The following is a 26603-nucleotide window of genomic DNA, read 5'->3' on the forward strand; positions in this document are numbered from 1 at the left end:
GCACTGCTGGTAAACCCATTGCTTGTCTTATTAAAAACCGTTATACCCTAACTTTTTAGAAATGCGGTTGCCTGTTTCCACCACATTTTTAATGAGGAAGTCTAGTCTATCATCTGTTAAATTAAAGCTGACAAATCCGATGCTTACTGCACCATGGACTTCTCCAAAATGGTTTAAAATCGGGGCGGCAACAGAAGTCGTCCCTTCCGTTCTTTCATTGTGGCTGATTCCGTATCCGTTCATTTTTGTTTCTTTTAAAACTTCCCAACAAGCTTCTATTTCCTGCTCAGGCAAAAGAGATTCTAAAATTTTCTTTGTCTGTTGGTATGGCATAAATGAGAGCATCGTTTTATTGGCAGCACCTATGTTCATAGGAATCTTAGATCCTAGCTGATCATACACCCGAATTGGGTTTGCTATACTGTCAATTCGCTCAATAATTAGTGATTCATTTCCCATAGGTTGGCTAAGGTAGACGCTTTCTTCTACGTTGTTCATAAGCCTCTCTAGTTCAGGTCTAATCTGACTAATATAGTCCATTTTGTCATACATAATTAAACCGTATTCAAGCCAACTATTCCCTAAGCTATATTGTTTAGATTGGAGATCTTGTTGGATTAATCCATGTTTCATCATGGCTTTTAGTAGTCGGTGCATAGAGCTAATGGGAAGGTTGCATGCTTCCGCGAGCTCTGTAATAGACATCCAGTTATCAGAATCAGAAACTAATATTTTAATAACACTCATCGCACGGTCAATTGATTGCATATGGTTTGTCACCTATCTTTCGGTTCATTAAAAATAAAGATTTCTAAAAATTTAAAACATATTGACATTATAACATATTCACTTTTATAATTTAAGAAGATTTTCCTTTAAGCAGAAATATTTTTCACAATGCGGAAAAAGGAGTGGGAGAGAATGAGTTTTTGTTCATCTATGTATAAACCCTTAGAAAGAGTAATTGTTAAACGGCCAGAAGAATCATTTATCAATCAAGAAAATGTCTCGAAGGAATGGAAGAGATTCAACTATTTAGAAGAGCCGAATTACGAAGAAGCAGTAAAAGAACACGCTACGTTTATTTCTATCCTGAAGAAACATGTTCCGAATATTGATTATTTGCCTGTCTTTTCTGATGCAGGATTGGATTCCTTATATGCCCATGATCCAGTGAAATTTACAAGTGATGGAGCCATCATTTTAAAATCTGGAAAGGCAGTAAGGCAGCCTGAAGCAAAGGCATATAAAGAATTTCTTGGGGAAAAGAACATTCCTATTATTGGTGAATTGACAGGAGATGCTGTTTCTGATGCTGGGGATCTTGTGTGGCTTGATGACAGAACGCTTGCTGTAGGATTGGGCTATCGGACGAATGCTGAAGCAATTCGACAGTTGAAAGAAATAACAGCACCTCTTGTTGATGAATTCATTGTTGTGCAACTTCCACATGATCAAGGAGTGCGCGAATGCCTGCATTTAATGTCATTCATCAGCATGGTAGATCATGATTTAGCAGTAGTGTATTCACGGCTCATGCCAGTCTTCTTTAGGCAGCTATTGATTGAACGGGGCATCCAGCTCATTGAAGTTTCTGATGATGAATATATGAATCTAGGGTGTAATGTACTAGCCTTGACTCCAAGGGTATGCGTTATTCCAGAAGGCAACAATCAGACCAAACAACAGTTGATTGATGCAGGGGCTGAAGTATATGAATACAAGGGGCAAGAAATTAGCTATAAGGGCACAGGGGGACCAACTTGTTTAACATGTCCGGTAGTGCGCAAATAAACTAAAAACAATGGGGGAATAGTAAATGTTTAAAAATGTAATTGTAAAAACACCTGGGGAAAGCTATGTAAATGGATTAACAACATCAGATCTTGGTAAGCCGGATTACGAGAAATTATTGGAACAGCACAAGGCTTATGTAGAAGCATTAAAAAAATGTGGTGTAGAAGTAACACATCTTCCGGCAAGTGAAGATTTTCCCGATTCTACATTTGTGGAAGACACTGCAGTCCTAACTTCTGAGTTTGCGGTGGTTTCCAATCCAGGAGCGGATTCACGAAATGGCGAAATAACAGAAATGGAATCCGTATTAAAAGATTTTTATGAAAAAATATATTATATCAAGGCACCAGGCACTTTAGATGGTGGAGATGTTCTTCAGGCAGATAATCATTTTTATATAGGTATCTCAGATCGTACAAATGAAGAAGGGGCACGCCAGTTAAAAGAAATAGTAGAATCTGAAGGTTATAAAGGAACTATTGTCCCGTTAGAAAAATTTTTCCACCTCAAAACAGGGATTGCTTATCTAGGTAATAATTTAATTGTGGCAGCAGGCGAATTTTTAGATCATCCAGATTTCGAGCAATATGACAAACTGACAGTATCAGCTGAGGATGAATACTCTGCAAACTGCATAAGAGTAAATGATTACGTTATCATCCCAAAAGGTTATGAAGAAACAAAACGAAAAATGAATGAAGCAGGCTATAAAACCATCGAATTAGAAATGTCCGAATTCCAAAAGCAAGATGGCGGATTAAGCTGTTTATCTTTACGGTTCTAGTATAAATAGAATATAAAACTATCACTAAGGGAAATTTTATCAAGGAAGGTGATTGGGATGAGTCAATTATTATGGGCCACCCCGGAAAAGCTTAGAGCACTGTTATGTGAGCTTGTCAGCTGGGATAGTCGAACCTTTACAGAGGGGGAACGCCAATTTGCACATAAAGTCCATAAAAAGTTAGGCGACCTGGAATATTTCAAAATGCATCCAGAATACTTGTCTTTTCACGAAGCTGACCTTGGTCGGAAATTGGTGACTGCCTTTTATAGAAACCAAGAGGTAGAAGAAACGGTAGTTTTAATCAGCCATTTTGACACTGTGCAAACAGAAGAATATGGTGATCTTGAGCCGCTTGCCTTCCAGCCTGAAGAACTAACAAAAGAGCTACTCAACCGAAAAAGTAATCTTCCGGAAGATGCGCGGCTGGATCTTGAATCAGGGAAATACTTGTTTGGTCGAGGGACAATGGATATGAAAATGGGCCTCGCGCTGCATATGGCACTTATCGAAAAAGCAAGTATAGAAAAGTGGCCCATTAATCTAATTTTATTAACTGTTCCGGATGAAGAAGTGAATTCATCTGGCATGAGAAGGGCCGTAACAGAACTAGTCAAGATGCGCGATCAATATGGCATTGCCTATAAATTGTTTTTAAATAGTGAACCTTCATTTGCACAAATACCTGGTGATGAGAAACATTACATTTATTCAGGGACAATTGGTAAGATTATGCCAGCTGCTCTTTTCTATGGAAAAGAAACGCATGTTGGCGAGCCGCTAAAAGGGATGACAGCAAATTATATTTCAACCTTCTTAACGCAACGAATGGAATGGAATGCGCTTTTCCAAGAAAGTGATCTTTCGGAAACCACGCCGTTGCCGGTTTCTCTACAGCAAAGAGATTTAAAAGATGCGTATTCAACACAAACGCCTTACCGTGCCTCTGCTCTATATAATGTATTTTTAATGAAACGGTCAGCTTCTGAGGTATTGGATTTATTTGAGCAAATTGCAGAGGAATCAGCAGAAGACTGTAATAAGGCGTATACAGAACTTTGTTTAAAACAAGGAATCGAAGGCGTAGGGAAAGTAAAAGTATTGCGTTACGAACAATTACTTTCTTACGCAGAAAACAAGTTGGGCATTGAACGAGTGGTACAGATACGAGATGAAGTTATCACAAATTCTAATTGGGACGAACGTGAGCAATCTTTACGAATAGCAGATAAGTTGATGATAGAATGCCAAGAGTTGGCACCAGCTATCGTATTGCTATTCGCCCCACCATATTATCCGGCCGTTAACACATCTGATGATCCGCTTATTATGGATGCTGTCCAATTGGTAAAAGATGTAGCTATAGAATTTGGTGTAGCAATGGAGCAAGTCCATTATTTCAACGGGATTTGTGATTTAAGTTATGTCCATTATAGTGGAGATGAGGATGGATGGGCTGCATTTGAGCGAAATACACCAGTATGGGGAGACGTTTACAGTATTCCATTTGCTGATATGCATAAACTTCAAGCACCTGTACTTAATGTAGGACCGTTTGGGAAGGACCCCCATCAATTAACTGAACGACTACATATTGAAAGTGCATTTATTCAAACTCCTGCTATGCTTGATCGTTTAATAAAAAGCTTGATGAAAATAACTGTTCAGTGAAAACAATAGCGTAGATTATATCAAAGTCTTCAATCTTTTATAAGGTTGGAGGCTTTTTTGTTGTTGTTTAAAAATACATAGCTGAAATACCAGCATTAATGTTGAAATTTAGAGCTATTTTTAGCTTTGAAATTTATAGATTAGCAAATGAATCTTTACTAATAAAGTAAAACTTATGATTCATCCAATTAAAGTGCTACCATATTACTAATTTAAAATATTTAGAATATTTCGGTTGACGGAATATATGTACTTCTGTATATTTATTAGCAATATTCAAAATTTATTACTATTCATTTAAAAAGAATAGATGATAAGGGGGGAAAGGTATGACAAATAATACGGCGCCAAAGGTTGTAGACATACGAGAGGCAAAAGCTGGGAAGAAGCCGAAAGAGATTAATGTCTTTGCTCTTTTATTAGGATTGTTAGCTATCTGCGTAATATTGACGTATATTATGCCAACTGGAGAATATGAAAGGGAAATGGTCGATGGCAGGAGTATTGTGAAACCTGATTCGTTTCATTTTATAAAGGCTGAACCAGTTGGGTTTATGGGCATCTTGGGTAGTATCCCTGCTGGGATGGTCGATGCAGCTTCAATTATGTTTTTCCTCTTAATTATTGGTGGTGCATACGGTGTGCTGAATTCGACGGGTGCTGTTGAGGCTTTCATTGTAACGATGACTCGCAAGTTCGGCTCAAAAGAGAAATTACTCATTCCCGTTTTGATGCTATTTTTTGCATTGTTAGGCTCATTGCTTGGGATGTATGAGGAAACACTTCCTTATATTCTGATTATCACTCCGCTGATTGTAGGGCTAGGATATGATGCGCTTACAGGTCTTGGCATTGTGTTAGTCGGTGTATCCGCAGGTTTTACGACGGCGATTATGAATCCATTTACCGTAGGGGTGGCACAAGGAATAGCTGGGCTTCCGCCATTCTCGGGGATGGGCCTTCGGATTGTAGCTTTTGTTGTTATGTACATAGTATCTGTAATTTTTGTTTATCGGCACGCGATGAAAGTGAAACAAGACCCGTCCTTAGGGGAATATGGAACAATTCAACGTGAACAAATTGACCAGCTATTAAAGTCTGATATTACATTAACACGCAAACATAAATTGATTCTCGCTTGCTTTGTTCTCAATTTGATAATCCTAGGAGTGGGCGTTGTAAAATTTGGCTGGTTTATAAATGAAATTGCCGGAATGTTCATTATATTCGGTATAGCAATTGGGCTCATTGCCCGCTATACCACCAATACATTAGTCGATGAATTCATGAAAGGTTCTCAAGCACTCATTTATGGTGCCATGATTATTGGTGTTGCAAGAGGCATTGTGATTGTGCTCGATCAGGGACACATCATGGATACCATTCTGTATTATGCCTCTACTTTAATTAAGGACTTGCCTCCTTCCTTTGCGGCAATTGGCATGATGGTTTTCGATTCGCTGCTCCATATAGCGGTTCCTTCCGGCAGTGGAATGGCTGCTCTAACAATGCCGATTATGTCTCCGCTATCTGACATCATTGGGGTTACCCGACAGACAGCTGTACTTATATTCACATTTGGCGATGGCATATTCAATATGATAATACCTGGCATAGCTGTAGCAGGGGCGGCCTTGGTTGGCGTTTCTTATATTCGCTGGTTAAAATGGCTGTTCCCATTGGTGCTCGTGCAATATGCAGTAGCCATCGTGTTTGTCATTATCGCCTATCTCACAAAATATGGACCTTTTTAAGGATATACAAATGAAAAAATGAGGTGTTCTAAATGAATGATACGAAAATAGAAAATGAAGTAGCAAGAATAGATCAATTAATTGAAGAAAAACGAGACAAGCTGATTGGCGTCAGCGATCAGCTTTGGGAATATGCTGAGACTGGATTTGAAGAATGGAAGTCTGCCGATCTCATTAGCAAGGTGCTTGAAGATGAAGGGTTTCAGGTGGAGAGAGGGATTAGCGGCATTGAAACAGCCTTTGTGGGAAGCTATGGAACTGGCAATCCTGTGTTGGCGATTTTAGGTGAATTTGATGCCTTGACTGGTCTAAGCCAAAAAGCAGGATCAACCAAACAAGAAGAGGTTGTGAAAAACGGTAACGGCCATGGCTGTGGACATAATTTGCTTGGTACTGGGTCGCTAGCCGCAGCGATTGCTCTTCGTCAATTAATGGAAGAAAACAATTTACCAGGTACTATACGGTATTATGGATGTCCTGGAGAAGAAATCGGGGGCGGTAAAATCTTCATGGTTCGAGAAGGCGTGTTTGATGATGTCGACTTTGCCTTAACATGGCACCCAGAAGCTCATAATAAAATTTGGTCTTCTCGCACACTCGCATGCTATGAAGTGAATTTCCGCTTTACAGGCAAAAGTTCTCATGCTGCAGCAAGTCCTTATTTAGGGAGAAGTGCGTTGGACGCGGTAGAGTTAACGAGTGTTGGAGTGAATTATTTAAGAGAGCATATCATTCCGGAAGCAAGGGTTCACTATGCGATCACCAATACAGGTGGAGTGTCGCCAAACGTGGTTCAATCAGAAGCGGAAGTGTTGTACTTTGTTCGTGCGCCAGAAGTAAAACAAACACATGAGATTTATGAGCGGGTCTGCGATATTGCAAGAGGAGCTGCTCTTATGACAGGCACCGAGCTTGAGATTGGTTTTGATTCGGCCATGTTCAATTATATTCCCAATACAACGTTAGAAACCGTTATGCAGGAAAAATATGTAGAGCTCGGTGTACCTCAATTTAACGAAAAGGAAATACAATTAGCCAAAGAAATTAGAGATACACTTACAGATGCAGAAAAAGAATTTGGTTTGCAAAATGTGAAAGAGTTAAAAGGAAAAGAGCTCTCTGATATCGTGGAGCCGCATGTGGAGGACATAGAAGTCATGCCTGGTTCTACAGATGTGGGAGATGTCAGCTGGATTGTTCCGACAGCACAATGCTATGCTGCCTGTGCAGCAATAGGTACCTCTTTGCACTCTTGGCAAATGGTCTCACAAGGTGGGTCTTCCATCGGCCACAAGGGAATGCTGCATGCAGGAAAAGTGATTGCTGCTACTGCCGCTGAAGTGATGAAGAGACCAGATCTAATCCAGAAGGCGAAAGAAGAATTGCTTGAACGTCTTGATGGAGAAAGCTATGTTTCACCTCTTCCGGAGGACTATAAGCAATATAGAATCCGTAGATAATTAAATGGATTCTACTATTGATTTTCCGCACAAAGAAAAACCGTGATGTTATCAACATATCACGGTTTTTTAGTGTGATTGAGATGACTATGGATGTTCCTAGAAATCAGACTTTTCTACTAATTCCCATCCAGTATTCCTCCCAAATAATATCAAGTCGTAGATAGAATTCCTGCTCATCATAATACTGTGACTCTAAGAACAAACCATTCATTAAGCATTGGAAGGCAGTTGTCATGTCTTCACTTTTTCCTTCTCTAACCTCTATGTTGCGTATAGCTTCTTCAAAGACAGCATTAATTGCTTGTCGTTCTATTGCAACAAGTTTTTGGAAGCTTTCTGTGATTTCGCTTTGTAAAATTTCAGGCGGGAAGAGCATCAGCCTTCTAAACAATTTCATTTTTCCAGCTTCAGATAAATGATATTCTGCCGCGGTTACTAACAATCCATACAGCTTATTTTTGGCGTATCCATTCTTCAATTGTTCTAGCATATCCTGCAGATGCTTATGATGCTCATCAAGTATCTCTTGATAGATATGCAGCAACACATCTTCCTTTCCCTCAAAGAATGCATAAATAGATGGAGGCTTTATGCCAACTGCATTTGCAATATCCTTTAAAGTTGTTCCTTCATATCCTTTTATGGCAAATAGTTCTGTAGCCGCTTTCATAATGTTAATTTTTGTCGACAATCTATTTCCTTCTCCCTCTTGATTACCTAACTAATATTAGGTAGTATATATTTTATTAAACTTTATATTATCTGAATATTTCATATTAATTGAATTATTTGTAAGGTAACTGGAATATTCACGCAAAAGGGGTGGTTTTAAAGTTAATCTAGCATTGCATGAAAAGAATTCTAGCCTTATCACTTTAAGTATAAATGAAAAAGGAGAGCAGACAATGAAAATTAAAGTAATCATGCCTATTATTTCAGATGTATTTTTAGAGGAAACGAAAAAGGAATTTGATTTATATGGTACGGCTAACACAGAATTTGGCGTTTGCAGTCTAGATTATGGTCCTGCATCAATAGAAAGTGAATATGATGAAGCATTAAGCGTACCGAATTTGCTGGAAAAAGCTAAGGAGGCGGAAGAGGAAGGCTATGATGGGATTATTAGCGATTGTTTCGGAGATCCCGGAGTGAAGCCTGCCAGGGAGATACTAGATATTCCTGTCGTTGGGCCATGTGAAGCAGGAATGCTATTTGCGAGTTCATTGGCCAAGTCCTTTTCAGTCGTGTCGGTGCTACCGAATGTGGTGCCAATGATTGAGAATATCAGCAAGACTTTAGGTGTGCACGGGAATCTAGCATCCACTCGATATATTAATATTCCTGTATTAGAAGTTCATGAGAAGGAAAGGTTGAAAGAGGCCCTATTCGAAGAAATGGTGAAGGCAATAGAACAAGACGGTGCACATGCAATCGTACTTGGATGTACAGGCTTTTTGGGCGTAGCAGCAGAACTGCAAGAGCGCCTTAGGGAAAAAGGTTATGAAGTCCCAGTGATTGATCCGGCCTTTGCTGCCACAAAGATGCTCGAAGGTTTGATAGAGATGGGTGTGAAACAAAGTCGTTTGACATATATGACGCCACCTTCAAAACAAAGAGTAAAGATGTAATAGAGTTTAGTTCCTATGAGTTAGAGCTGAGTAGAGGAGAAGAGGCAAATGGAAAATAAACAAAATGCAATGGATGATTATTCACTATCTCGCGTACCGCAATCAGCACGACAATCATTATGGAATGTGTCGATTGTACGTGTTGGATCAATGGCAACGATATCCTCATTTGTGATCGGGGCAGCATTAGGATATGGCATGACCTTTTGGCAAGCCTTTTGGGCAACGATGTTCGGCAGTGTCATTTTAGAAGTAATTAGCCTTCTCCTAGGATATGCAGGAGCACGTGAAGGTCTTTCCACGAGTCTATTGTCAAGATGGACGGGCTTTGGCCGTTATGGGTCAAGTATTATTGGTGCTGTTATTGCGATTTCCACAATTGGCTGGTTCGGTGTACAGAACTCCGTTTTTGCAGAAGGGCTAGTACAGGCAAGCCATGGGAAATTAAGTCTCCCTGTTGCGGCTACACTAACGGGACTTGCTGTTACGGTCCTCGTAATTTTTGGATTTAAATTATTAAGCGCGACCGCGACAATCGCTGTACCTGCATTTCTAATCGCTGTAGCCTTTGGGATTTATCAGGTTCTTAAAGATCATTCTATCTTTGAGTTAATGAATACGGCTCCTGCTGGTGAAAAGATGACCATGGGCGTAGCAGCAACAATGGTCGCCGGAGGATTTATTATCGGAGCAGTCATCACACCGGACTTTAGCCGTTTTGCTAAAAGTGGAAAAGACGTCTTTTGGATGACGATGATTGGAACTGTTATTGGCGAACTTTTTATTAATATGATTGCGGTTTTGATGGCACTTGCTGCTAGAACAAATGACGTGGCGAGCATCATGATGCAAACATCTGGCTGGCTTGGTGCATTAGTAGTCGTTTCATCAACGATCAAGATTAATAATTTGAATTTATATTCTTCATCACTTGGTTTTACAAACATCTTTGATTCAGTATTTAAGGTTAAATTAAATCGAGGAATTGTCACATTGGTTATTGGGATTATTGGAACGCTGCTTTCCGTTCTAGGCATTCTTGATAAATTCGTGGATTTCCTTGTCTTGTTGGGCGTTCTGATACCGCCAGTTGCCGGTATTATGGTGATTGACTATTTCATATTAAAAACCAATCGCCAGGCACTTGATGAGAGCAGAGAAGAAGGGACACTACCAGTGGTGGGTGAAAAGCTAAGTCCGATTACACTTATCGCGTGGGCAATGGGTTTTGCTGCAGGTTACTTTGTCACTCTAGGGATTCCATCTATTAATTCTCTTGTGGTAAGTGGAGTAGTTTATTACATTGGGAAATTAGCTACGAGATCGAGTGCAAATAAACATATTGAAAATGAGAAACAAGTGGCATAATAAAAAATCGGAATATTCGGGAGGCTTTTAATGAGGAAAATAGGCAAACAACAAATTGAAGATATTGCAGTTGGCGCAGCAGTGCTAGGAACAGGCGGTGGAGGTGACCCATATATCGGAAAGCTGATGGCACTGCAGGCAATCGAAGAATATGGGGAAGTCACACTTTTAGATGTAGAGGAAGTACCAGACGACGCTTTAGTAGTGCCATCCTCCATGATGGGGGCACCAACAGTGATGCTGGAAAAAGCGCCAAGCGGTGAAGAGCCTATTTTGGCTTTTAAAAACCTTGAAAACTATTTAGGGAAAAAGGTGTATGCCACATTCCCAATAGAAGCAGGCGGTGTCAATTCTATGATTCCATTTGCGCTTGCTGCCAAACTAGGCATTCCTGTCATAGACGCAGATGGAATGGGGCGAGCATTCCCTGAATTACAAATGGTCACTTTTTATCTAGATGGAATATCTGCTACACCTGCCATACTCGCAGATGAGAAAGGTAATACGACTTTATTGTCTACGGTGGATAATGTGTGGACAGAAAGAATTGCTCGTGCTGTTACTATCCAAATGGGTGGATCCGCTATGACTGCGATGTATTCAATGACTGGCAAGAATCTACGCGACAGTGGCGTGAAAAATATTTTAAAACTGGAAGAGGAAATCGGTAGAACGATTAGGCTCGCCAAAGAAAAGAATGTAAACCCAATCCAGGAATTATTGAAGCAGATTGATGGTTATGAATTGTTCAACGGCAAAGTTAGCGATATCAATCGCAAAACAGAATCAGGTTTTGCGAAGGGGATTGCAACATTTGAGGGACTTCATTCATATAAAGGGGAAACACTGCAGCTACATTTTCAAAATGAACATCTTCTTGCCAAGACAGACAATCGCTTACTTTGTGTTACCCCGGATTTGATTGCGGTGCTTGATGCAGAAACAGGGCTACCTATCACAACAGAAGGCATTCGATATGGATCAAGATGTGTCGTCATTGGTATACCATGCCACCCAAAATGGAGAACGGAAGAAGGAATTAAGGCTGTCGGTCCACGATACTTTGGATACGATGTGGACTATGTACCTGTAGAAGATCTTGCGAAAAAAGGAGTGCTATCATAATGAGTATTTATCGTATAGGAATTGACGTAGGCGGAACCCATACAGATGCCGTTTTGCTAGACCAAAATAATACTGTATTGTCAGAGACAAAATCCCCGACAACTGAAGATGTGGCAACAGGCATTTATAATGCAATGCACCAAATTATTACGCAAGCAAACGTACCTCGTGAGAAAATTAAATATGCAATGCTTGGCACCACTCATTGCACGAATGCCATAGTAGAAAGAAAAAGGTTAAATAAAGTAGCTGCCATCCGAATCGGAGCTCCTGCAACTTTATCAGTGAAGCCACTGATTGGTGTTCCTGATGACCTTCGGGAAGTACTAGGGAAACATGTTTATCTCGTACGTGGAGGTCATGAATTTGATGGTAGGGAAATTGTTCCGTTAGATGAAGATCATTTATATCAAATAGCTGAGGAGATTAAGGGAAAGGTAGATTCAATTGCGATTACATCAGTGTTCTCGCCCGTATCCAAATCGCATGAAGAAAGAGCAAGCGAGATACTTCGAGAAGTGCTAGGCGAACATATTCCTTTATCACTATCCTCTGAAATTGGTTCAGTAGGACTTTTAGAAAGAGAAAATGCAACGATTCTGAATGCATCCGTTGTGAATGTGGCAAAAACAGCAGCCGACGGATTTATTAACGCACTGAAGAGCGAAGGAATAGATGCGAAAGTATTTTTCGGACAAAATGACGGGACACTAATGTCTATTGAATATACAGTCAAGTACCCTATATTTACTGTAGCTTGCGGTCCGACCAACTCATTGCGCGGGGCTTCTTATTTAAGTGAGCTCACTGATGCAATTGTGGTAGATGTTGGGGGTACAACATCCGATGTGGGTGTTTTAGTACAATCCTTCCCGCGAGAATCGTCTCTAGCAGTTGAAATTGGTGGTGCTAGAACCAACTTCCGTATGCCTGACCTTGTGTCGATAGGACTTGGAGGAGGGACAGTGATTCGTACCAAAGACGATGGAGAATTTACGATTGGACCTGATAGCGTTGGGTACAAATTACAGGAAAAGAGCCTTGTCTTTGGAGGAGATATTTTAACGGCTACAGATGTTGCTGTAGCTCTAGGCAAAGTAGAGATCGGTGATTCTACTAAGGTAGCACATTTAGATAAGGAATTGTTGAATAGAATGTACACGAAGATGGTGTCACTTGTAGAAGAAGCCATTGATAAAATGAAGACGAGCGCAGACCCAGTACCTGTAATTCTTGTAGGAGGAGGTAGCGTATTGTTGCCGGAACATCTGGAAGGTGCTTCAGAGGTAATCCGTCCGGAGCATTCAGGTGTTGCCAACGCAATCGGTTCAGCTATCTCACAAGTAAGCGGACAAATCGAAAAGATTTATTCTTTAGATGAAATAGGAAGAGAAAAAGCATTAGAGCACGCAAAACTACAGGCTAAAACAGAAGCGATCAATGCGGGTGCAGCCGAGGAAAGCTTGGTCATCGTAGATGTTGAGGATGTTCCACTTGCCTATATGCCGGGAAATGCAACACGTATACGCGTAAAAGCTGCCGGTGATTTGGCACAATTTGAAATGAAAGAATTGGTGTGATTTTAAAGTTCAATTTATAATTTACCAATTGATCAATAGACGTTCCCTCTCCTTAAGGGGGAGGGAATATCTTTGTTTTTAATGATGAGCATCATTGTAATTGTGTGAAGAGGAGGACGGCTACTCATGCGGAATTGCGCGATCTGAAAGTCCCGCAGGAACGTAGTGACGCAGAGATTGAAGATAAGACTGCGGAAAGCGCTGTCTGGAACGGAACACAAACTAACTTTTATATGTCAGTTCAATAGAAAAAAACAAATGAAAAAGCCTGAACTCATTATAATTTCACATGGGTTCAGGCTTTCATTAGGATGTCATATTATTGGAAAATTCAGTCTTTTTTATGTGCAATTTGGTTATTGAACATTTTCTACAAAGGTTCTGGAGCATTCGCTGTTTTTTGTCTCTTTGCTTTTCGAGCCCACGAAAGGATAATAGCTATGATTAAGGCGAGTCCCAGGTAGCCCATAGTAGAGTAGACCTTTCCGACAAGGGTGGTGAAACCGACAAGGCTTGCTCCGAATCCAAGTAAACCAATCACAACAATGGCAGGCTTGAAGTGTTTTTTTTCAGGTTGTACGAAACGAACGGTGAAAGCATAGAACATGCCGACCGCAGTGTTATACATCATGCCAAGCAGGGCAATTCCCATAAGAACGCCAACAATGGGGTGGATTTGGGCAGCTAATTCAAGAGTTGGCATGTCAACACCTTTGATCACATCGATCTTTACAAACATCGCGATATTGATAAGGATAATTAAGGCACCCAACATAATCCCGCCATATATCCCGCCCATACCTGCGACTTTGCGGTCTTTAATCGTTCCGCCCATCACAATCAACAAGGCGGCACCAGCTGCGATATTATAGGAAACATAAAGCAGTGCACCCAGCACCCAATTAGAGGCAGCGGAACCTTGTTCTTTAGCGATTGTGTTGGCATCAGCTAAGGAGAGATCCATCGTAAAAATAGAATAGATTAATATAATAAAAATAATCGCCATTAAATAGGGAGTGATTACAGCAATCAAATTGATGATATTCTTTATATTCAGCAATAATGTTAGGATGGTGGCAGCAACCATAATCAAACTGCCTATTAATGGAGGAATGCCGAACATTTGATGGAATGTTGATCCAGAACCGGCAAACATCACAACCGCTACACCGAATAAAAAGAATGTAATTAAGACATCTAAAACAAATCCGATATACCGGCCGCCAATATGATAAATCACTTCTTTATGTGAAGAAGTTTGTAAATCTGAGCCAAGCTGAGCCAACATATAGCCTAGAAATGTAAAGGCGACAGTTGCAAGAATTCCACCGACGGTTCCCCAAAGGCCAAAGCTTGTAAAGTACTGCATGATTTCCTGGCCGGAAGCAAATCCGGCTCCTACAATCAATCCAACGAAAGCGGCGCCAATCCGTAAACTTTTCCTCATATATTTCCCTCCATTATTTGTAATGTTTTTTAGCAACAGTAAAGGATTCCACAGCCTCACGGTCAATCTCATAGCCTATTCCAGCAGCCTGTGGCACGTTGATGTAGCCATTTTCGGATACGACTTCAGGCTTGATAATATCCTTATCCCAATATCGATTTGAGCTTGCTGTATCTCCCGGTAATGTAAAATTCGATAATGTTGTTAAAGCCACATTATGTGCACGCCCAATACCTGATTCGAGCATCCCGCCACACCACACGGGAATGCCGTTTGCTTCACAGTAATCATGGATTTTCTTGGCTTCGGTTAATCCGCCGACACGTCCGATTTTAATATTAATAATTTTTGTACTTCCAAGCACTACTGCTTTTCGTGCATCTTCAAGCGAGTGGATGCTTTCATCTAAACAAATCGGCGTTTCTAGCAATTTTTGCAGCTGTGCATGGTCAATAATGTCATCTGACGCTAAAGGCTGTTCAATCATCGTGAGGTTGAACGCATCTAGCTGTTTCAGCAATTCTGCGTCTTCTAACCTGTAGGCGGAATTGGCATCTGCCATCATGGCAACATCGGGGAAAGTGTCTCGTAATATGCGCATGACTTCCACATCCCAGCCCGGCTTAATTTTCACTTTAATCCGTTTGTAGCCTTGTTTGACATAGCCATCGACTAATTCAACTAACTCTTCAATCGATTGTTGAATGCCAATGCTAATCCCGACTTCAATTTTATCTCTTGTACCGCCGAGTGCAGAGGCAAGAGATTGATTTGTTTGCTGTGCATAAATATCCCATACGGCTCCTTCAATGGTGGACTTAGCCATATTATTTTTCCGAATAGGTGCAAATAACTCACTAACTTCATCCGGGTGGTGGATTTCCTTATTTAAAAGCAATGGAATTAAAAAGTCCTCCAGCATATGCCAGTTGGTCTGCAAAGTCTCTTCGTTATACCAAGGGGAGTGGAAGGCGACTGATTCACCCCAGCCAATGGTTCCATCTTGGTCCTGCGCTTCAAGCACAAGAAAATCTCTATCTGTAAATGTTCCAAAACTTGTAGTGAAAGGATCCTTTAATTTCATTTTTAGTTGACGGATCGTGATATTTACAATTTTCATAGATACTCTCCTCCAAGTTCTAATGTTTCTGTTTTTACAAAAATATAGTCATTATGTGTTTCATACGATTGCAAACGCACAGCTGCATAGCCTGTTTTAAAGAGGCGTTGAAATATCTTACGTGTTTGCAAGCGCCAATCAATTGCAAGTATTTGACTTTGCGCTTTGAGGGATTGAAAATCTTTCGGCACTGCAATGGAATAGGCAGGTTTGTTTAATTCTTGCTCAGGGCGTGCAATAAAGACAGGTAGTCGGTCTTCATTCTGAGAAATGGTGTTCAAAGCTTTGACTACTTCTATTTGAAGCTGTTGCTTTTCAACCACATATGGACTAGTCAAATGCCAATGCACTTCAAACCGGTCTGATGGTAATCCTTGATTAAATTTATTTTGCATTTTTCCGTAGCAATCTTCGAAATAAGTGTTACATATGCCGTTTAGTTTCGTTAGGTTTAGGGATGCATTGCGGGTTTCAAGTGGATCATACGTCCATTTCATGATGTGGAAGCCCTTTGCAATGGCCATTTCACGCTGTGCAAGTTTTAACTTTTCGCCAATACCTTGTGAACGGTAATTCTCATCAATCCCGAGCATATGAGAGCATAAATAGCTTTTTCCATTATCAAAACCAGGAAATCCATAGCTGAAGCCAACTAAATCGACTCCATCAAATGCTCCAACTATAATGCCGCCATTTTTTACAGCTGTTAAAGTTTGATGAGTCGGTATGGGATCCATATCCCATACTTTTTGTTCAAGCTCTTGAATCTGTTCCATCTCTGCAATGGTCTTCAATTCTCTAATATTCATCATCTAATCGCTTCTTTCTATTTGATGTAGGGCTAGTATTAAGGCTCTTGCAATAATTTCAGCACCTGTTGGGAGTCGCTCCTGATTAAAAGTCATATTTGGGTGATGTAATCCGGGTGTAACCCCACATCCAAGCCCAAGCATGGTTGTTTTCAAATGGGGGCGTGTATAGGCATAAAAGTGAAAATCCTCACCACCTGGTGTCACAATCTCAGGCGCTAAATGATCCTCACCAACCACATCGAGGATGGCCTGCTTCATTATGTTTTTCGCGCTATCATCCACTTGCGCTGCTGCAATATGCGCATCTATCTTGTAAGTGATGACTGCCCCAAATAATGTGCTGACAGCTTCCGTTACCTTGTCAAAGCCACTTGTTAATTCATCCATCAATTCATTATTTTGAGCACGTGCATCGATGCTGAATGTGGCACTCCCAGGAATGATGTTAGTAGATGAACCACCTGCCTGAAGCTGTGTCATCTTAATAGAAGCTGATTGTTCGGGACTAATCAAAATCCTTTTTAACCCATCGATCATGGCAGCTGCTACTTCAATGGCATTCACTCCTTTCTCAGGACGTGCTCCGTGTGCTTCAAGTCCTTGGATGGTTCCGGTAAATAGTTTTGCCGCTCCGTGATAGAGTGCTGGTGAATAGGTTCCGTCCTGTAACTCGTATAGCGGTCTTACATGGGTGCCGAACAAATAGGTCAGGGAATCTACAATTCCTAATTCGGCGAGTGCCTTTGCTCCTTGCGCTTTTTCTTCAGCCGGCTGAAAAAGAATTCGAATGGCGCCTGGCAGGGAAGGGGCCATTTCTTTCAGGAGCAGCACTACCCCTAAGGCCACGGTCATATGTCCGTCGTGTCCACAAGAGTGATTTGCTTTGAATTTACCGTCTACTTCTTGCCATAGTGCATCCATATCTGTGCGGAAACCGACTTTTGGAATGCCTTCTCCAATATCAACATATAAACCCGTCATATTTTTAAAAAGATGTGGCTTCAAACCCTCTTGACGAAGGAATTCTGCAATATAAGACGTTGTTTCTACTTCATTCCAGCTAGTCTCAGGGAAATGATGTAGATGTTCGAAAATCGTTTGTAGTCTTTCGGAAAATGGTTGTTTCATCAGTTAAAACCACCGATCTGCAATAAAGCTATTTTTATAATCATCGTATCTTACTCGCTGATCCTGATAATATTGCGGATCAAGAGTCATCAAACCTGTCACGATAACATTTAAAAATGATATAAGAGATGGCATGAGATCAATCGTCGACAGTTCAGGCTGTTCGAGAATAAAGGAATATGAGCTGTGTTTATGGATAGGGGCTAATTTCGAATCTGTAATAGCTATGACCGTAACCCCTTGGTTGTGAAGTGTTTCTGCAATTTGAATGGGTTCCTTAAAATACCGATGCAATGAAATGACAACGACAACCGATTCTTCATCTATTTCCTGCATTGTCCGAAAGAGATCCGCCGAGTCCGTTTGAATCAGCTTTACGTTCGGCCGAAGGATATTTAACGTAAAGTGCAGCCATCTTGCCCCAAACTCTGATGCACCTCCACCCAAAATATATAGATTTTTTGCTTTATGTAGTCGTTTGGTTGCCTCATTAAAATGTTCTTTATTAATTTGCTTGGCAATCCCGCTGATTTTTGTACTGTCTTTGTTCATGCCTTTTTCTACTAGACATTGGTCATTGTAGAGCTCCATTTTCGAAGAAACATAGTAACCAAGTGTACTAACAGCGGTATTGTTAAAAACATGTAAGGTAATTTTCTTTTGGAGTTCTGTATAGCCTTCAAGCCCAAGCGCAAAGCAGAAGCGAATAACTGTCGTTTCACTTGTTCCCGCCTTTTCACCAACCTCAGTAGCTGAGTGAACACTCACAAATTTGGGATGCCGTAAGACAAAGTTTGCTACCTTTTGTTGAGCTTTTGAGAGATCATGGAATTGCATCTCAATCAATTCTTTGATACTTCGTTCTTTTTCCAAGAGAAGTCTCTCCTTTTTATTGTATGTTTTGAAGTTTCAACTTCATACGAGGATAGCATAAATTAATTCATAAAACAATGAATATTCAGAAATATTTTACGGGATTAATTGATCACGGATGGATAAAAAAGAATAAGGTTAAAACTGATTAGATCAGGAGAGAAAATAATGAAGAATACCTTGAAATTGACAGTTATACGAAAAGCCAATTTAATGGTCAGTTGTCTACTACATAATTATGAAGGCCAAAAATAATATATGTGTTTATGAAGTGGGACAGCGGAGACTCCTTAGGGATTAGCGAGACAGGTAAGATCCCACAGGAAGCACAGCTGACGAGGAAGCTTACCGCTCGCCCCTAGGAATGCGCAGCTGTCCCACTTCAATTTAATATGAATTAATAAAAACATTTACAATTACACATGTTCAATACCTCAATACAAATCTATCAGCAAATGGTACCGCCAACTTCACGAATATCTTCATGATCATGTGCAGCCACTACTGCCGATAGTTTAATGCCTTCTACGATGGTATCTAGACTTAAGCTTGGTTGGTTGTTAGAGACGGCTTGCTCAGGGATGAAAGGAATGTGGATAAACCCTCCACGAATATGTGGTGCATAATTAGCCAGATAATGCATGACGCCATAGAATAAATGGTTACAGACAAATGTACCGGCAGTATGAGAGACGGCTGCTGGAATCCCTGCTTCTCTCATATCATGCACCATTCTTTTAACTGGCAGAGTGGACCAGTAGGCAGCCGGACCGTCTGCTGCAATCGGTTCATCAATGGGTTGATTCTTCTTGTTATCAGGGATACGCGCATCATCAATATTAATAGCAATCCGTTCAGGTGTAATTTGAGTGCGTCCACCAGCTTGTCCAACAAGAATTACCACATCAGGCTGGTGCTTTTCAATGGATTCCGTTACAACTTTAATTGACTCATGAAAGACAGTAGGAACTTCTTGTGTAATGATGGTTACATCATCAATTTTTTGGCCTTCTAACTTTTTCACAGCTTCTAAAGCGGGGTTCACAGTATCACTACCAAACGGGTCAAACCCGGTAATCAGTACTTTTTTCTCCATTCGAACATTCCTCCTATTTAATTAGAAAATACATAAGAACGATATTGAAAGCTAATGCACATAATGCTGTTGGAATTTGAACTCGAATAACATGATTCTTATCCTTTAAATCTAGTAGAGCTGCAGGCACAATATTGAAGTTTGCAGCCATTGGTGTCATCAATGTGCCGCAATAGCCTGCAAACATTGAAATAGCCGCTATTTGATTCGGATTGGCGCCGAATTGTTTGATCAATAACGGAATGGCAATGCCAGCTGCCATCACAGGGAACGCTGCAAATGCATTTCCCATAATCATCGTAAAGACAGCCATGCCGATACAGAACGCAAATACTACCCAGAATAAAGATGTTTCTGGTATAACCTTTGTGACCATATCTGAAACGACTTTGCCCACACCAGCAGAAGTGAAAATGGTTCCAAGTGTAGCTAATAGTTGAGGGAGTACAACTGCCCAGCCGATTGCTTCTAATAATCTTCGTGACTCTTTAATGGTGGTTTTAGGTGTACTTTTTGTCAGAGCTACTGCTGCGAGGATTGCGATTAAACATGCAATGCCCAGTGATACAAGTGTAGGGTTAGCTGGATCTAATAATTGCAGTGAGCCAATTTTTACATTAACAAATAACTTAGAGCCTATAACCGTGATAATCGGTATTAATAAGGCAGGCAGGAATAACATATTTCCAAGTTTCTTCCGGCGCTCTTCGCGTTGTCCCTCAGTCGCCTCTTCATATGAACCTTTCTTTAAACCGCCTAAGCCGACGATTAGCACCATAAGGATAACCATGATTCCTATGTAAAACGGCGGTATGACTTTGCCGAATAGTAGTGTAAGAGAATAAAGAAGATAGAATAAACCGGAGGAAATTCGGCGTGGGTTTGCTTTATCTAAAAAAGTATAGATGGAGCAACAAAACCCAATAATACCCATGATGATATAAATAAATTCAACTGAAAAAACCATTAGCTCACATCCTTTTTATTGATCGGTGGAGTGTTCTCTGTCTTGCCTCTTAGTTTCCGATCTAGCTTTTTATCAAAGAAATAAAGTCTTATTGAGTGGACGATGAAAACAAAGATAGCGGTAGGGATACCCCAAAGTGCCATCGATATAGGGTCTGCTTCAATCCCGTTTTGATCAAAGAAGCCTTTCATCAGTAAAATTGCACCGACAGCTACAAAAATATCTTCTCCAAAAAAGAGTCCAATATTATCTGCTGCTGCAGCATGCGCTCGAATTTCTTCTTTTTCTTTTTCGGGAACCTCTCCATATTTTGCTTCTGCTGCACCCTCAGCCATAGGGGCGATAAGCGGTCTAACAGTTTGTGGATGCCCGCCAATACTATTTAATCCAAGAGCGGCACCGATTTCGCGAATCAGCAAGTAGATCGTAAGGATACGGCCTGCTGTAGCGGCTTTTATTTTTGAAACAAGATGTCCCGCCTGATTTTGTAACCCGCTTCTTTCTAAAAGGCCGATGACGGGAAGTGTAACAATCAAAATAGACATATAACGATTTGTCGTAAAGGCTTCTCCAAATTGGGTAATGATTTCTTTTATAGGCATACCTGCAATTAAACCAGTTACTAAACCGGCGACAGTTACAACTACAAGAGAATTTAGCCTTAATGCAAATCCGATGATAATTAATGCAACGCCAATTAAAACCATATAAACTCTTCTTTCTCTTAGGAATTTTTTGAATATAAAAATACTAACAGATATAAAATAGGCTGAAAAGGGCTTCAGAAGTTTAATTTTAAAATAGTATTAATTATCTATAAATTATATATAAATAAAAATATTAATGAATAAATAAAGACTTTATTCTATTTTAAATTGTTTAAATCTTTAAAATAAAATATACTATAATAGTATATTGATATTTATATTAGAAAAGCTATTAAATTAATGATTTTTGCGAGGGGGAGACTTAATGGATTATTCCTTGTATCCATTGGGAGAAAATGCAATCATTATCGAATTGGGAAATGAACTAAATTTACTCACGCATCAAAAGGTACAAGCAATTTCATCTTTTTTAGAGAATCATTCATTCCATTGGATGGTAGAATACATACCTGCATTTTCGACAGTAACTATTTTTTATAATCCGTTAAAAATAATGAATAATTTAAAAGGAGAGCTCCCAAACCAGTTTGTTTGCAATGAATTACATGAGGTATTATCAGACTTACCTGTAGACCAGCATACAGAGACGAGAATTGTGGAGATTCCGGTATGCTATGGGGAGCAGTTTGGTCCGGATTTAGAATCTGTTGCTAAGTTGAACGGCTTAACGGCAGATGAGGTAGTTCAAATCCATTCTTCTGCAGAATACACTGTCTATATGATTGGGTTCGCGCCGGGATTCCCGTATCTTGGTGGTATGTCGGAAAAGATTGCAGCACCCCGATTGCCATCTCCAAGGCTGAAAATACCCGAAAGAACAGTTGGGATTGCTGGCAAACAAACGGGTATTTATCCGATTTCAACACCTGGTGGCTGGAATTTAATTGGCCGGACACCAGTAGAGCTATTTCAACCAAATGCCGAAACACCAAGTTTGTTGCGAGCTGGAGATAAAATTCGTTTTAAACCGATTAGCTATCAAGAGTACATAGAGTGGGGAGGGCAAGAAGGATGATCACTATAAAAAAACCCGGACTCCTCACAACGATTCAAGACCTAGGTCGGTATGGCTTTCAAAAATACGGGGTAGTTGTGGGCGGAGCAATGGATACCGTTGCACACCGGATATCGAATTTGTTAGTGGGAAATGAAGAAAATGCCCCTACATTAGAAATCACACTTATGGGTCCTCATATAGAATTTCATGAAGATACACTTCTATCAATTTGCGGTGGTGATTTATCTCCTTCAATTAATGGAGAGCCAGTTTCAATGTGGAAAACCATTTATGTGAAAAAAGGAAGCGAACTTCGATTTGGTGCGGCGAAGGCTGGATGCCGAGTGAACTTGGGGGTTGCAGGCGGATTGGCTGTACCCTCGGTCATGGAGAGCAAGTCAACATACCTTAAGGCTGGAATTGGTGGGTTTAATGGAGGAGCTATAAAACAGGGAGATAAAATTTCAACCGATTCAATTAGTGGAGTAGCGCAGCACATGATGGGTCAACTGAAAAAAGACATGAAAAATCAAACATTCGTAGAAGCTGAATGGTCCATTGCATCTGAGCTCATCCCTGCTTTTAAAAATGACCAAGTGATTCGTGTGATGAAGGGACGTCACTACTCACTTTTTTCAACTTCAAGCCAAAATGCTTTTTTCTCCTCGCGTTTTGATGTTTCTACACAATCGGACCGGATGGGGTATCGTTTAAAGGGAGAGAAGTTAGCACTAATAAAGGCGAATGACATGTTATCAGAAGCGGTAAGCTTTGGGACAATCCAAGTACCTTCAGATGGAAATCCGATTATTTTGCTGGCAGACCGCCAAACAACAGGAGGCTATCCAAAGATTGGGCAAGTTGCTGCTGTTGATTTGCCATTATTGGCTCAAGCGAAGCCAGGTGATACCATCCGTTTTACAGAAATTACACATGAAGAGGCCCAGATATTACTTTTACAAAAGGAAAGAAAAATACAATTACTAAAAAAAGCGATAGAATTGAAACTAAACGAGGGGGAATAAACATGCTTAAAGTTGATTTGAATTGTGATATGGGAGAGAGCTTTGGTACTTATAAAATGGGAAGAGATGAAGAAATTCTGGATTTCATCACTTCAGCTAATATTGCTTGCGGCTTTCATGCAGGAGACCCTGCGACCATTAGGAAAACGGTCCGTATGGCAATAGACAAAAATGTTGGTATTGGCGTACATCCAGGATTGCAAGATTTAGTCGGCTTTGGCAGAAGAAATATGCAAATTTCTCCGCAGGATGCATATGACCTTGTTGTCTATCAAATAGGAGCAATTTATGCTTTTGCTAAATCAGAAGGCGGACAAATTCAACACGTGAAACCCCACGGGGCTTTATACAATATGGCAGCAAAAAATTCATCACTCGCGATGGCGATTGCAGAAGCCGTCTACAAAGTGGATCCAAGCATTATTTTATTTGGTTTAGCAGGAAGCGAGCTAGTCAAAGCAGGTGAAAAAATTGGCTTGCGCACAGCAAATGAAGTATTTGCCGACAGAACATATCAAAGTGATGGCTCACTAACATCAAGAACTGAACCGCAGGCTCTCATTACGGACCGCGAAACAGCTGTGAAAGGCGTCATCCGCATGGTAAAGGAAGGGACTGTAGCGTCACTTCAAGGTATAGACGTCCCTATCCAAGCAGATACCATTTGTATTCATGGCGATGGAGAGAATGCACTGGACTTTGCTAGTTATATTTCTAGTAGCCTGCGGGAAGCTGGGATTGAAGTAGCAAAGATTGCAAGCTTTAAGTGAATAACGCCTTGATAGTTGTGCTAAAAAAATTACATATATTCTTGAATGACAGAGGCATGGATTGTGGCACCTAATGAGCACCTACTACGCATCACTTCTTCTTGCCTCTTCCAAATAAAATTCCATCACATCTACGATAAATCGATTCAATTTTCTATCTAACTTTTTGTACATATAGCCAAAGGGATTGCGAATAAACTGCTTTTTGGTCTGTTGAATGGTTTCTTTGAAGGCCGTAAAACTAATATCTTCGAGTTGTTGTTTGCGGGATTGATATATTTCCCATTCCAGCAACGGCTTAAGTTGCTTGTACACCACATCTGCAAACCTCTTTGTCTCTGATGTATTACCTGTGGTAGAAGCTAGATAATGAAAGATTCGATTACGTATGGATGTATTGAGCATCGGGTACGTATGTTTACCGTATTGATGTTTAGGATTAGAAGATAAAGAAGGTTCTTGTTCAGTTGTTACTACCTCCTCCTTACTCTCACAAGGAGTTTCAGCTTCCTCTTGATGTGCCAAAATCGATGTGTCATGGTAGGGTAAAATAGAAAAGATGTTGGCGCCTTTGATGCCATTCATCTTTTTTGTTTGGATGCGTTGGATAATTTGAAATTCTTCTAGGCGTTTAAGCGTACGGAAAACAGTTCTTACAGAAATGCCTAAAGCTGCTGCAATTGTTTGTGCTTTTAGGTGGCAGGCCCCCGGGTAATCCAATGCATGTGAAGCCATTTTATAAAGAATTGCCTTGTCTGATGGAGTCAAATTGTAGTAATGCTTGTGGATATGTTGTTCCACTACTTCGTCCATTTCTTGTACAGTTGTAAATGTCGCATATGGTGCCAAATAATTAAAACGTGCCATTGTATTCTCCCTCTTTCTGCTTTTACATGTTAAATAGAAGAAAGTGGAGAAAAGAGGACAACAAGAGAAAGAATTTTTTCGCTTTATGTGAATGATGATATCAGTCATGTTAAATAAATATATGTCTTCAATCTTCTTTCAGGTTGAAGGCTTTTTTATAAAGAAAATTTTTTCAGAATGAATTTCATGCAGAGGAGGTAGAGCAAATGAAAGTACTATTGGCGCCAGATTCATTCAAAGGTAGTTTAACAGCAATGGAAGCTGCTAATGCTATGTTAGAAGGAATACTGGAAGTGGACTCAACTATTGAAACGATTGTATTGCCTGTGGCAGATGGCGGAGAAGGCACGATGCAAAGTTTAATTGATGCAACGAATGGCAAACTTACCCGCGTACTTGTAGAAGATCCGCTTGGGAAAAACGTCCAGGCAGCATATGGAGTGCTTGGTGATGGAGAGACATGTGTAATTGAAATAGCTGAAGCTTCAGGGCTTACTCGTTTAAATAAAGAGGCATTAAATCCGATAAAGGCGTCTTCATATGGGACCGGAGAATTGATCCAGCATGCATTGAATGCAGGATTTCGTAAATTTATCATTGGATTAGGCGGGAGTGCGACGAATGATGGGGGAGCAGGCTTGCTGCAGGCTCTTGGCATTCGTTTATTAAATGATGAAGGCGCAGACCTGAAAAAAGGTGGAGGAGCATTAGCTGATGTAGCCTCCATAGATATGAATGGTTGGGATGCTCGCATCGTAGATTCTGAATTTATCATAGCATGTGATGTGAAAAATCCATTCATCGGTCCTAAGGGAGCTTCAGTTATTTTTGGACCACAAAAAGGTGCTTCTGCTGAAGAGGTTGTTTTATTGGATTCTAGTTTAAAACGTTTTGCGAATGTGATTGAAAGAGAGGTTGGCATTGCGTTACACGAGAAAGAAGGAGCAGGAGCCGCGGGAGGTGCTGGAGGAGCATTCCTAGCTTTTTTTGATGGACAAATGAGACAGGGTATTCAAGTAGTATTAGAAGCAGTTGATTTTACTCACCATGTATCAGACGCCGATCTTATTTTGACCGGAGAAGGAAAAACAGACCTTCAGACATTATCAGGAAAGGCGCCCATAGGAATCGCCCAAGCAGCCAAAAAAGCAGGCAAACCCACTATTTTAGTTTCTGGAACGATTGATGAGGATTGCCGATGTAGTCTTACACCCTATTTTACTGAAATCTATTCGGTTGTAGAAGAGAGCGTCTCAACGGAAAAGGCAATGGATGCAGCCTTTGTATATTTGAAAGAGAAGACAAAAGAAGTGATGGCACGATTCGTATGTAAGAAAAATAAAGAAAAGAAATTATAACATCGCAAAAAAGTTTCACTTTAACGGAAACTTCTACCAGAAACAAGAGGAGCTAGGTCTTTGAATGATTTTCTACAAAAAATTAATTAATTGTTACTTAAGCACTTGCCACTATTAAAAGATGGCAGGTGCTTTTTTTGTTCAGTTTTTATTCAGTGCTGTGAAGGTAGGATAACAAAGGTGTTCAGTTAGAGGCTTTCAAAAAGAAAATTAGTGTTTGATATGAAGTATTTTTGCCGATTTTATATCGTATTTCTTCTAGTTTTTGCTATACTATGAAAGTTAAAATTGATTCGAAAGATATA

The 26603-nt window shown here is 40.3% G+C and carries 24 protein-coding genes; 13 read left to right on the top strand and 11 right to left on the bottom strand.

What is annotated here, in order from left to right; genetic code table 11:
* Positions 1-30 precede the first annotated feature (30 nt).
* Positions 31-768 (bottom strand): IclR family transcriptional regulator, encoded by a 738-nt coding sequence (locus M2M59_RS02430; protein ID WP_249775372.1) that lies wholly within the window; start codon positions 766-768, stop codon positions 31-33.
* Between the two features lie 153 nt (positions 769-921).
* On the opposite strand from M2M59_RS02430, the gene M2M59_RS02435 reads away from it, so the two are divergent.
* The 5 genes from M2M59_RS02435 to M2M59_RS02455 all read left to right on the top strand — a co-directional run bounded on the left by M2M59_RS02435 (position 922) and on the right by M2M59_RS02455 (position 7466).
* Complete coding sequence (locus M2M59_RS02435; protein ID WP_249775373.1) at positions 922-1794, top strand: dimethylarginine dimethylaminohydrolase family protein; 873 nt, start codon at positions 922-924, stop codon at positions 1792-1794.
* Positions 1795-1819: 25 nt separating this feature from the next.
* Positions 1820-2581, top strand: coding sequence for a dimethylarginine dimethylaminohydrolase family protein (locus tag M2M59_RS02440; protein ID WP_249775374.1), 762 nt, complete (start codon positions 1820-1822; stop codon positions 2579-2581).
* A gap of 57 nt (positions 2582-2638) precedes the next feature.
* Positions 2639-4252, top strand: a complete 1614-nt coding sequence (locus M2M59_RS02445; protein WP_249775375.1) for a M20/M25/M40 family metallo-hydrolase — start codon at positions 2639-2641, stop codon at positions 4250-4252.
* Positions 4253-4581: 329 nt separating this feature from the next.
* Entirely contained in the window at positions 4582-6006 is a 1425-nt protein-coding gene (locus M2M59_RS02450) for a YfcC family protein (RefSeq protein ID WP_249775376.1), read from the top strand.
* Positions 6007-6038: 32 nt separating this feature from the next.
* The gene (locus M2M59_RS02455) at positions 6039-7466 is read left to right on the top strand and encodes a M20 family metallopeptidase (protein WP_249775377.1); all 1428 of its coding nucleotides are present in this window, start codon (positions 6039-6041) and stop codon (positions 7464-7466) included.
* A 106-nt stretch (positions 7467-7572) separates the two neighbouring features.
* On the opposite strand, the gene M2M59_RS02460 is transcribed toward M2M59_RS02455, so the two are convergent.
* The gene (locus M2M59_RS02460) at positions 7573-8160 is read right to left on the bottom strand and encodes a TetR/AcrR family transcriptional regulator (RefSeq protein WP_249775378.1); all 588 of its coding nucleotides are present in this window, start codon (positions 8158-8160) and stop codon (positions 7573-7575) included.
* A 214-nt stretch (positions 8161-8374) separates the two neighbouring features.
* On the opposite strand from M2M59_RS02460, the gene M2M59_RS02465 reads away from it, so the two are divergent.
* Genes M2M59_RS02465 through M2M59_RS02480 form a run of 4 tightly spaced genes read left to right on the top strand, consistent with a single transcriptional unit; the run spans position 8375 to position 13170 of the window.
* Positions 8375-9097 carry an aspartate/glutamate racemase family protein gene (locus tag M2M59_RS02465; protein WP_249775379.1) on the top strand — a complete coding sequence of 241 codons (723 nt, stop codon included), beginning with the start codon at positions 8375-8377 and terminating at the stop codon, positions 9095-9097.
* 48 nt (positions 9098-9145) lie between these two features.
* On the top strand, positions 9146-10465 hold the full coding sequence (locus tag M2M59_RS02470; RefSeq protein ID WP_249775380.1) for a purine-cytosine permease family protein: 1320 nt from the start codon (positions 9146-9148) through the stop codon (positions 10463-10465).
* Between the two features lie 30 nt (positions 10466-10495).
* Positions 10496-11590, top strand: coding sequence for an S-methyl thiohydantoin desulfurase family protein (locus M2M59_RS02475; RefSeq protein WP_249775381.1), 1095 nt, complete (start codon positions 10496-10498; stop codon positions 11588-11590).
* Positions 11590-13170: a hydantoinase/oxoprolinase family protein gene (locus tag M2M59_RS02480; protein WP_249775382.1), complete on the top strand. Its 1581-nt coding sequence runs from the start codon at positions 11590-11592 to the stop codon at positions 13168-13170. Before M2M59_RS02475 ends, M2M59_RS02480 begins: the two co-directional genes overlap by 1 nt.
* A gap of 370 nt (positions 13171-13540) precedes the next feature.
* On the opposite strand, the gene M2M59_RS02485 is transcribed toward M2M59_RS02480, so the two are convergent.
* The 8 genes from M2M59_RS02485 to M2M59_RS02520 all read right to left on the bottom strand — a co-directional run bounded on the left by M2M59_RS02485 (position 13541) and on the right by M2M59_RS02520 (position 21320).
* Positions 13541-14617: a YkvI family membrane protein gene (locus M2M59_RS02485; protein ID WP_249775383.1), complete on the bottom strand. Its 1077-nt coding sequence runs from the start codon at positions 14615-14617 to the stop codon at positions 13541-13543.
* A gap of 13 nt (positions 14618-14630) precedes the next feature.
* On the bottom strand, positions 14631-15737 hold the full coding sequence (menC, locus tag M2M59_RS02490) for an o-succinylbenzoate synthase (RefSeq protein ID WP_249775384.1): 1107 nt from the start codon (positions 15735-15737) through the stop codon (positions 14631-14633).
* Positions 15734-16549, bottom strand: a complete 816-nt coding sequence (locus M2M59_RS02495) for a GNAT family N-acetyltransferase (protein ID WP_249775385.1) — start codon at positions 16547-16549, stop codon at positions 15734-15736. Before M2M59_RS02495 ends, menC begins: the two co-directional genes overlap by 4 nt.
* Positions 16550-17677, bottom strand: a complete 1128-nt coding sequence (locus M2M59_RS02500) for an amidohydrolase (protein ID WP_249775386.1) — start codon at positions 17675-17677, stop codon at positions 16550-16552. It abuts the gene before it with no gap.
* Positions 17678-17680: 3 nt separating this feature from the next.
* On the bottom strand, positions 17681-18550 hold the full coding sequence (locus tag M2M59_RS02505) for a MurR/RpiR family transcriptional regulator (protein WP_249775388.1): 870 nt from the start codon (positions 18548-18550) through the stop codon (positions 17681-17683).
* Positions 18551-18998: 448 nt separating this feature from the next.
* Positions 18999-19646 carry a pyroglutamyl-peptidase I gene (gene pcp / locus M2M59_RS02510; protein WP_249775389.1) on the bottom strand — a complete coding sequence of 216 codons (648 nt, stop codon included), beginning with the start codon at positions 19644-19646 and terminating at the stop codon, positions 18999-19001.
* 13 nt (positions 19647-19659) lie between these two features.
* Positions 19660-20613 carry a DUF979 domain-containing protein gene (locus M2M59_RS02515; protein WP_147195164.1) on the bottom strand — a complete coding sequence of 318 codons (954 nt, stop codon included), beginning with the start codon at positions 20611-20613 and terminating at the stop codon, positions 19660-19662.
* Positions 20613-21320 carry a DUF969 domain-containing protein gene (locus M2M59_RS02520; protein WP_249775391.1) on the bottom strand — a complete coding sequence of 236 codons (708 nt, stop codon included), beginning with the start codon at positions 21318-21320 and terminating at the stop codon, positions 20613-20615. Before M2M59_RS02520 ends, M2M59_RS02515 begins: the two co-directional genes overlap by 1 nt.
* 265 nt (positions 21321-21585) lie before the next feature.
* Between M2M59_RS02520 and pxpB the strand changes: the two genes are divergently transcribed.
* The 3 genes from pxpB to M2M59_RS02535 are packed head-to-tail and all read left to right on the top strand — an operon-like array spanning position 21586 to position 24073.
* Complete coding sequence (pxpB, locus tag M2M59_RS02525) at positions 21586-22296, top strand: 5-oxoprolinase subunit PxpB (protein WP_249775393.1); 711 nt, start codon at positions 21586-21588, stop codon at positions 22294-22296.
* Positions 22293-23303 (top strand): 5-oxoprolinase subunit C family protein, encoded by a 1011-nt coding sequence (locus M2M59_RS02530; RefSeq protein ID WP_249775396.1) that lies wholly within the window; start codon positions 22293-22295, stop codon positions 23301-23303. Before pxpB ends, M2M59_RS02530 begins: the two co-directional genes overlap by 4 nt.
* Positions 23304-23305: 2 nt before the next feature.
* Positions 23306-24073, top strand: coding sequence for a LamB/YcsF family protein (locus tag M2M59_RS02535; RefSeq protein WP_249775397.1), 768 nt, complete (start codon positions 23306-23308; stop codon positions 24071-24073).
* Positions 24074-24157: 84 nt separating this feature from the next.
* On the opposite strand, the gene M2M59_RS02540 is transcribed toward M2M59_RS02535, so the two are convergent.
* A complete protein-coding gene (locus M2M59_RS02540; protein WP_249775398.1) occupies positions 24158-24940 on the bottom strand; it encodes a helix-turn-helix domain-containing protein in 783 nt (260 codons plus the stop codon).
* A 206-nt stretch (positions 24941-25146) separates the two neighbouring features.
* Between M2M59_RS02540 and M2M59_RS02545 the strand changes: the two genes are divergently transcribed.
* Positions 25147-26298 (top strand): glycerate kinase, encoded by a 1152-nt coding sequence (locus M2M59_RS02545; RefSeq protein WP_249775400.1) that lies wholly within the window; start codon positions 25147-25149, stop codon positions 26296-26298.
* The last annotated feature ends 305 nt before the right edge of the window (positions 26299-26603 follow it).

This window comes from Rummeliibacillus sp. G93, assembly GCF_023515935.1.
Taxonomy (GTDB): Bacteria; Bacillota; Bacilli; order Bacillales_A; family Planococcaceae; genus Rummeliibacillus; species Rummeliibacillus stabekisii.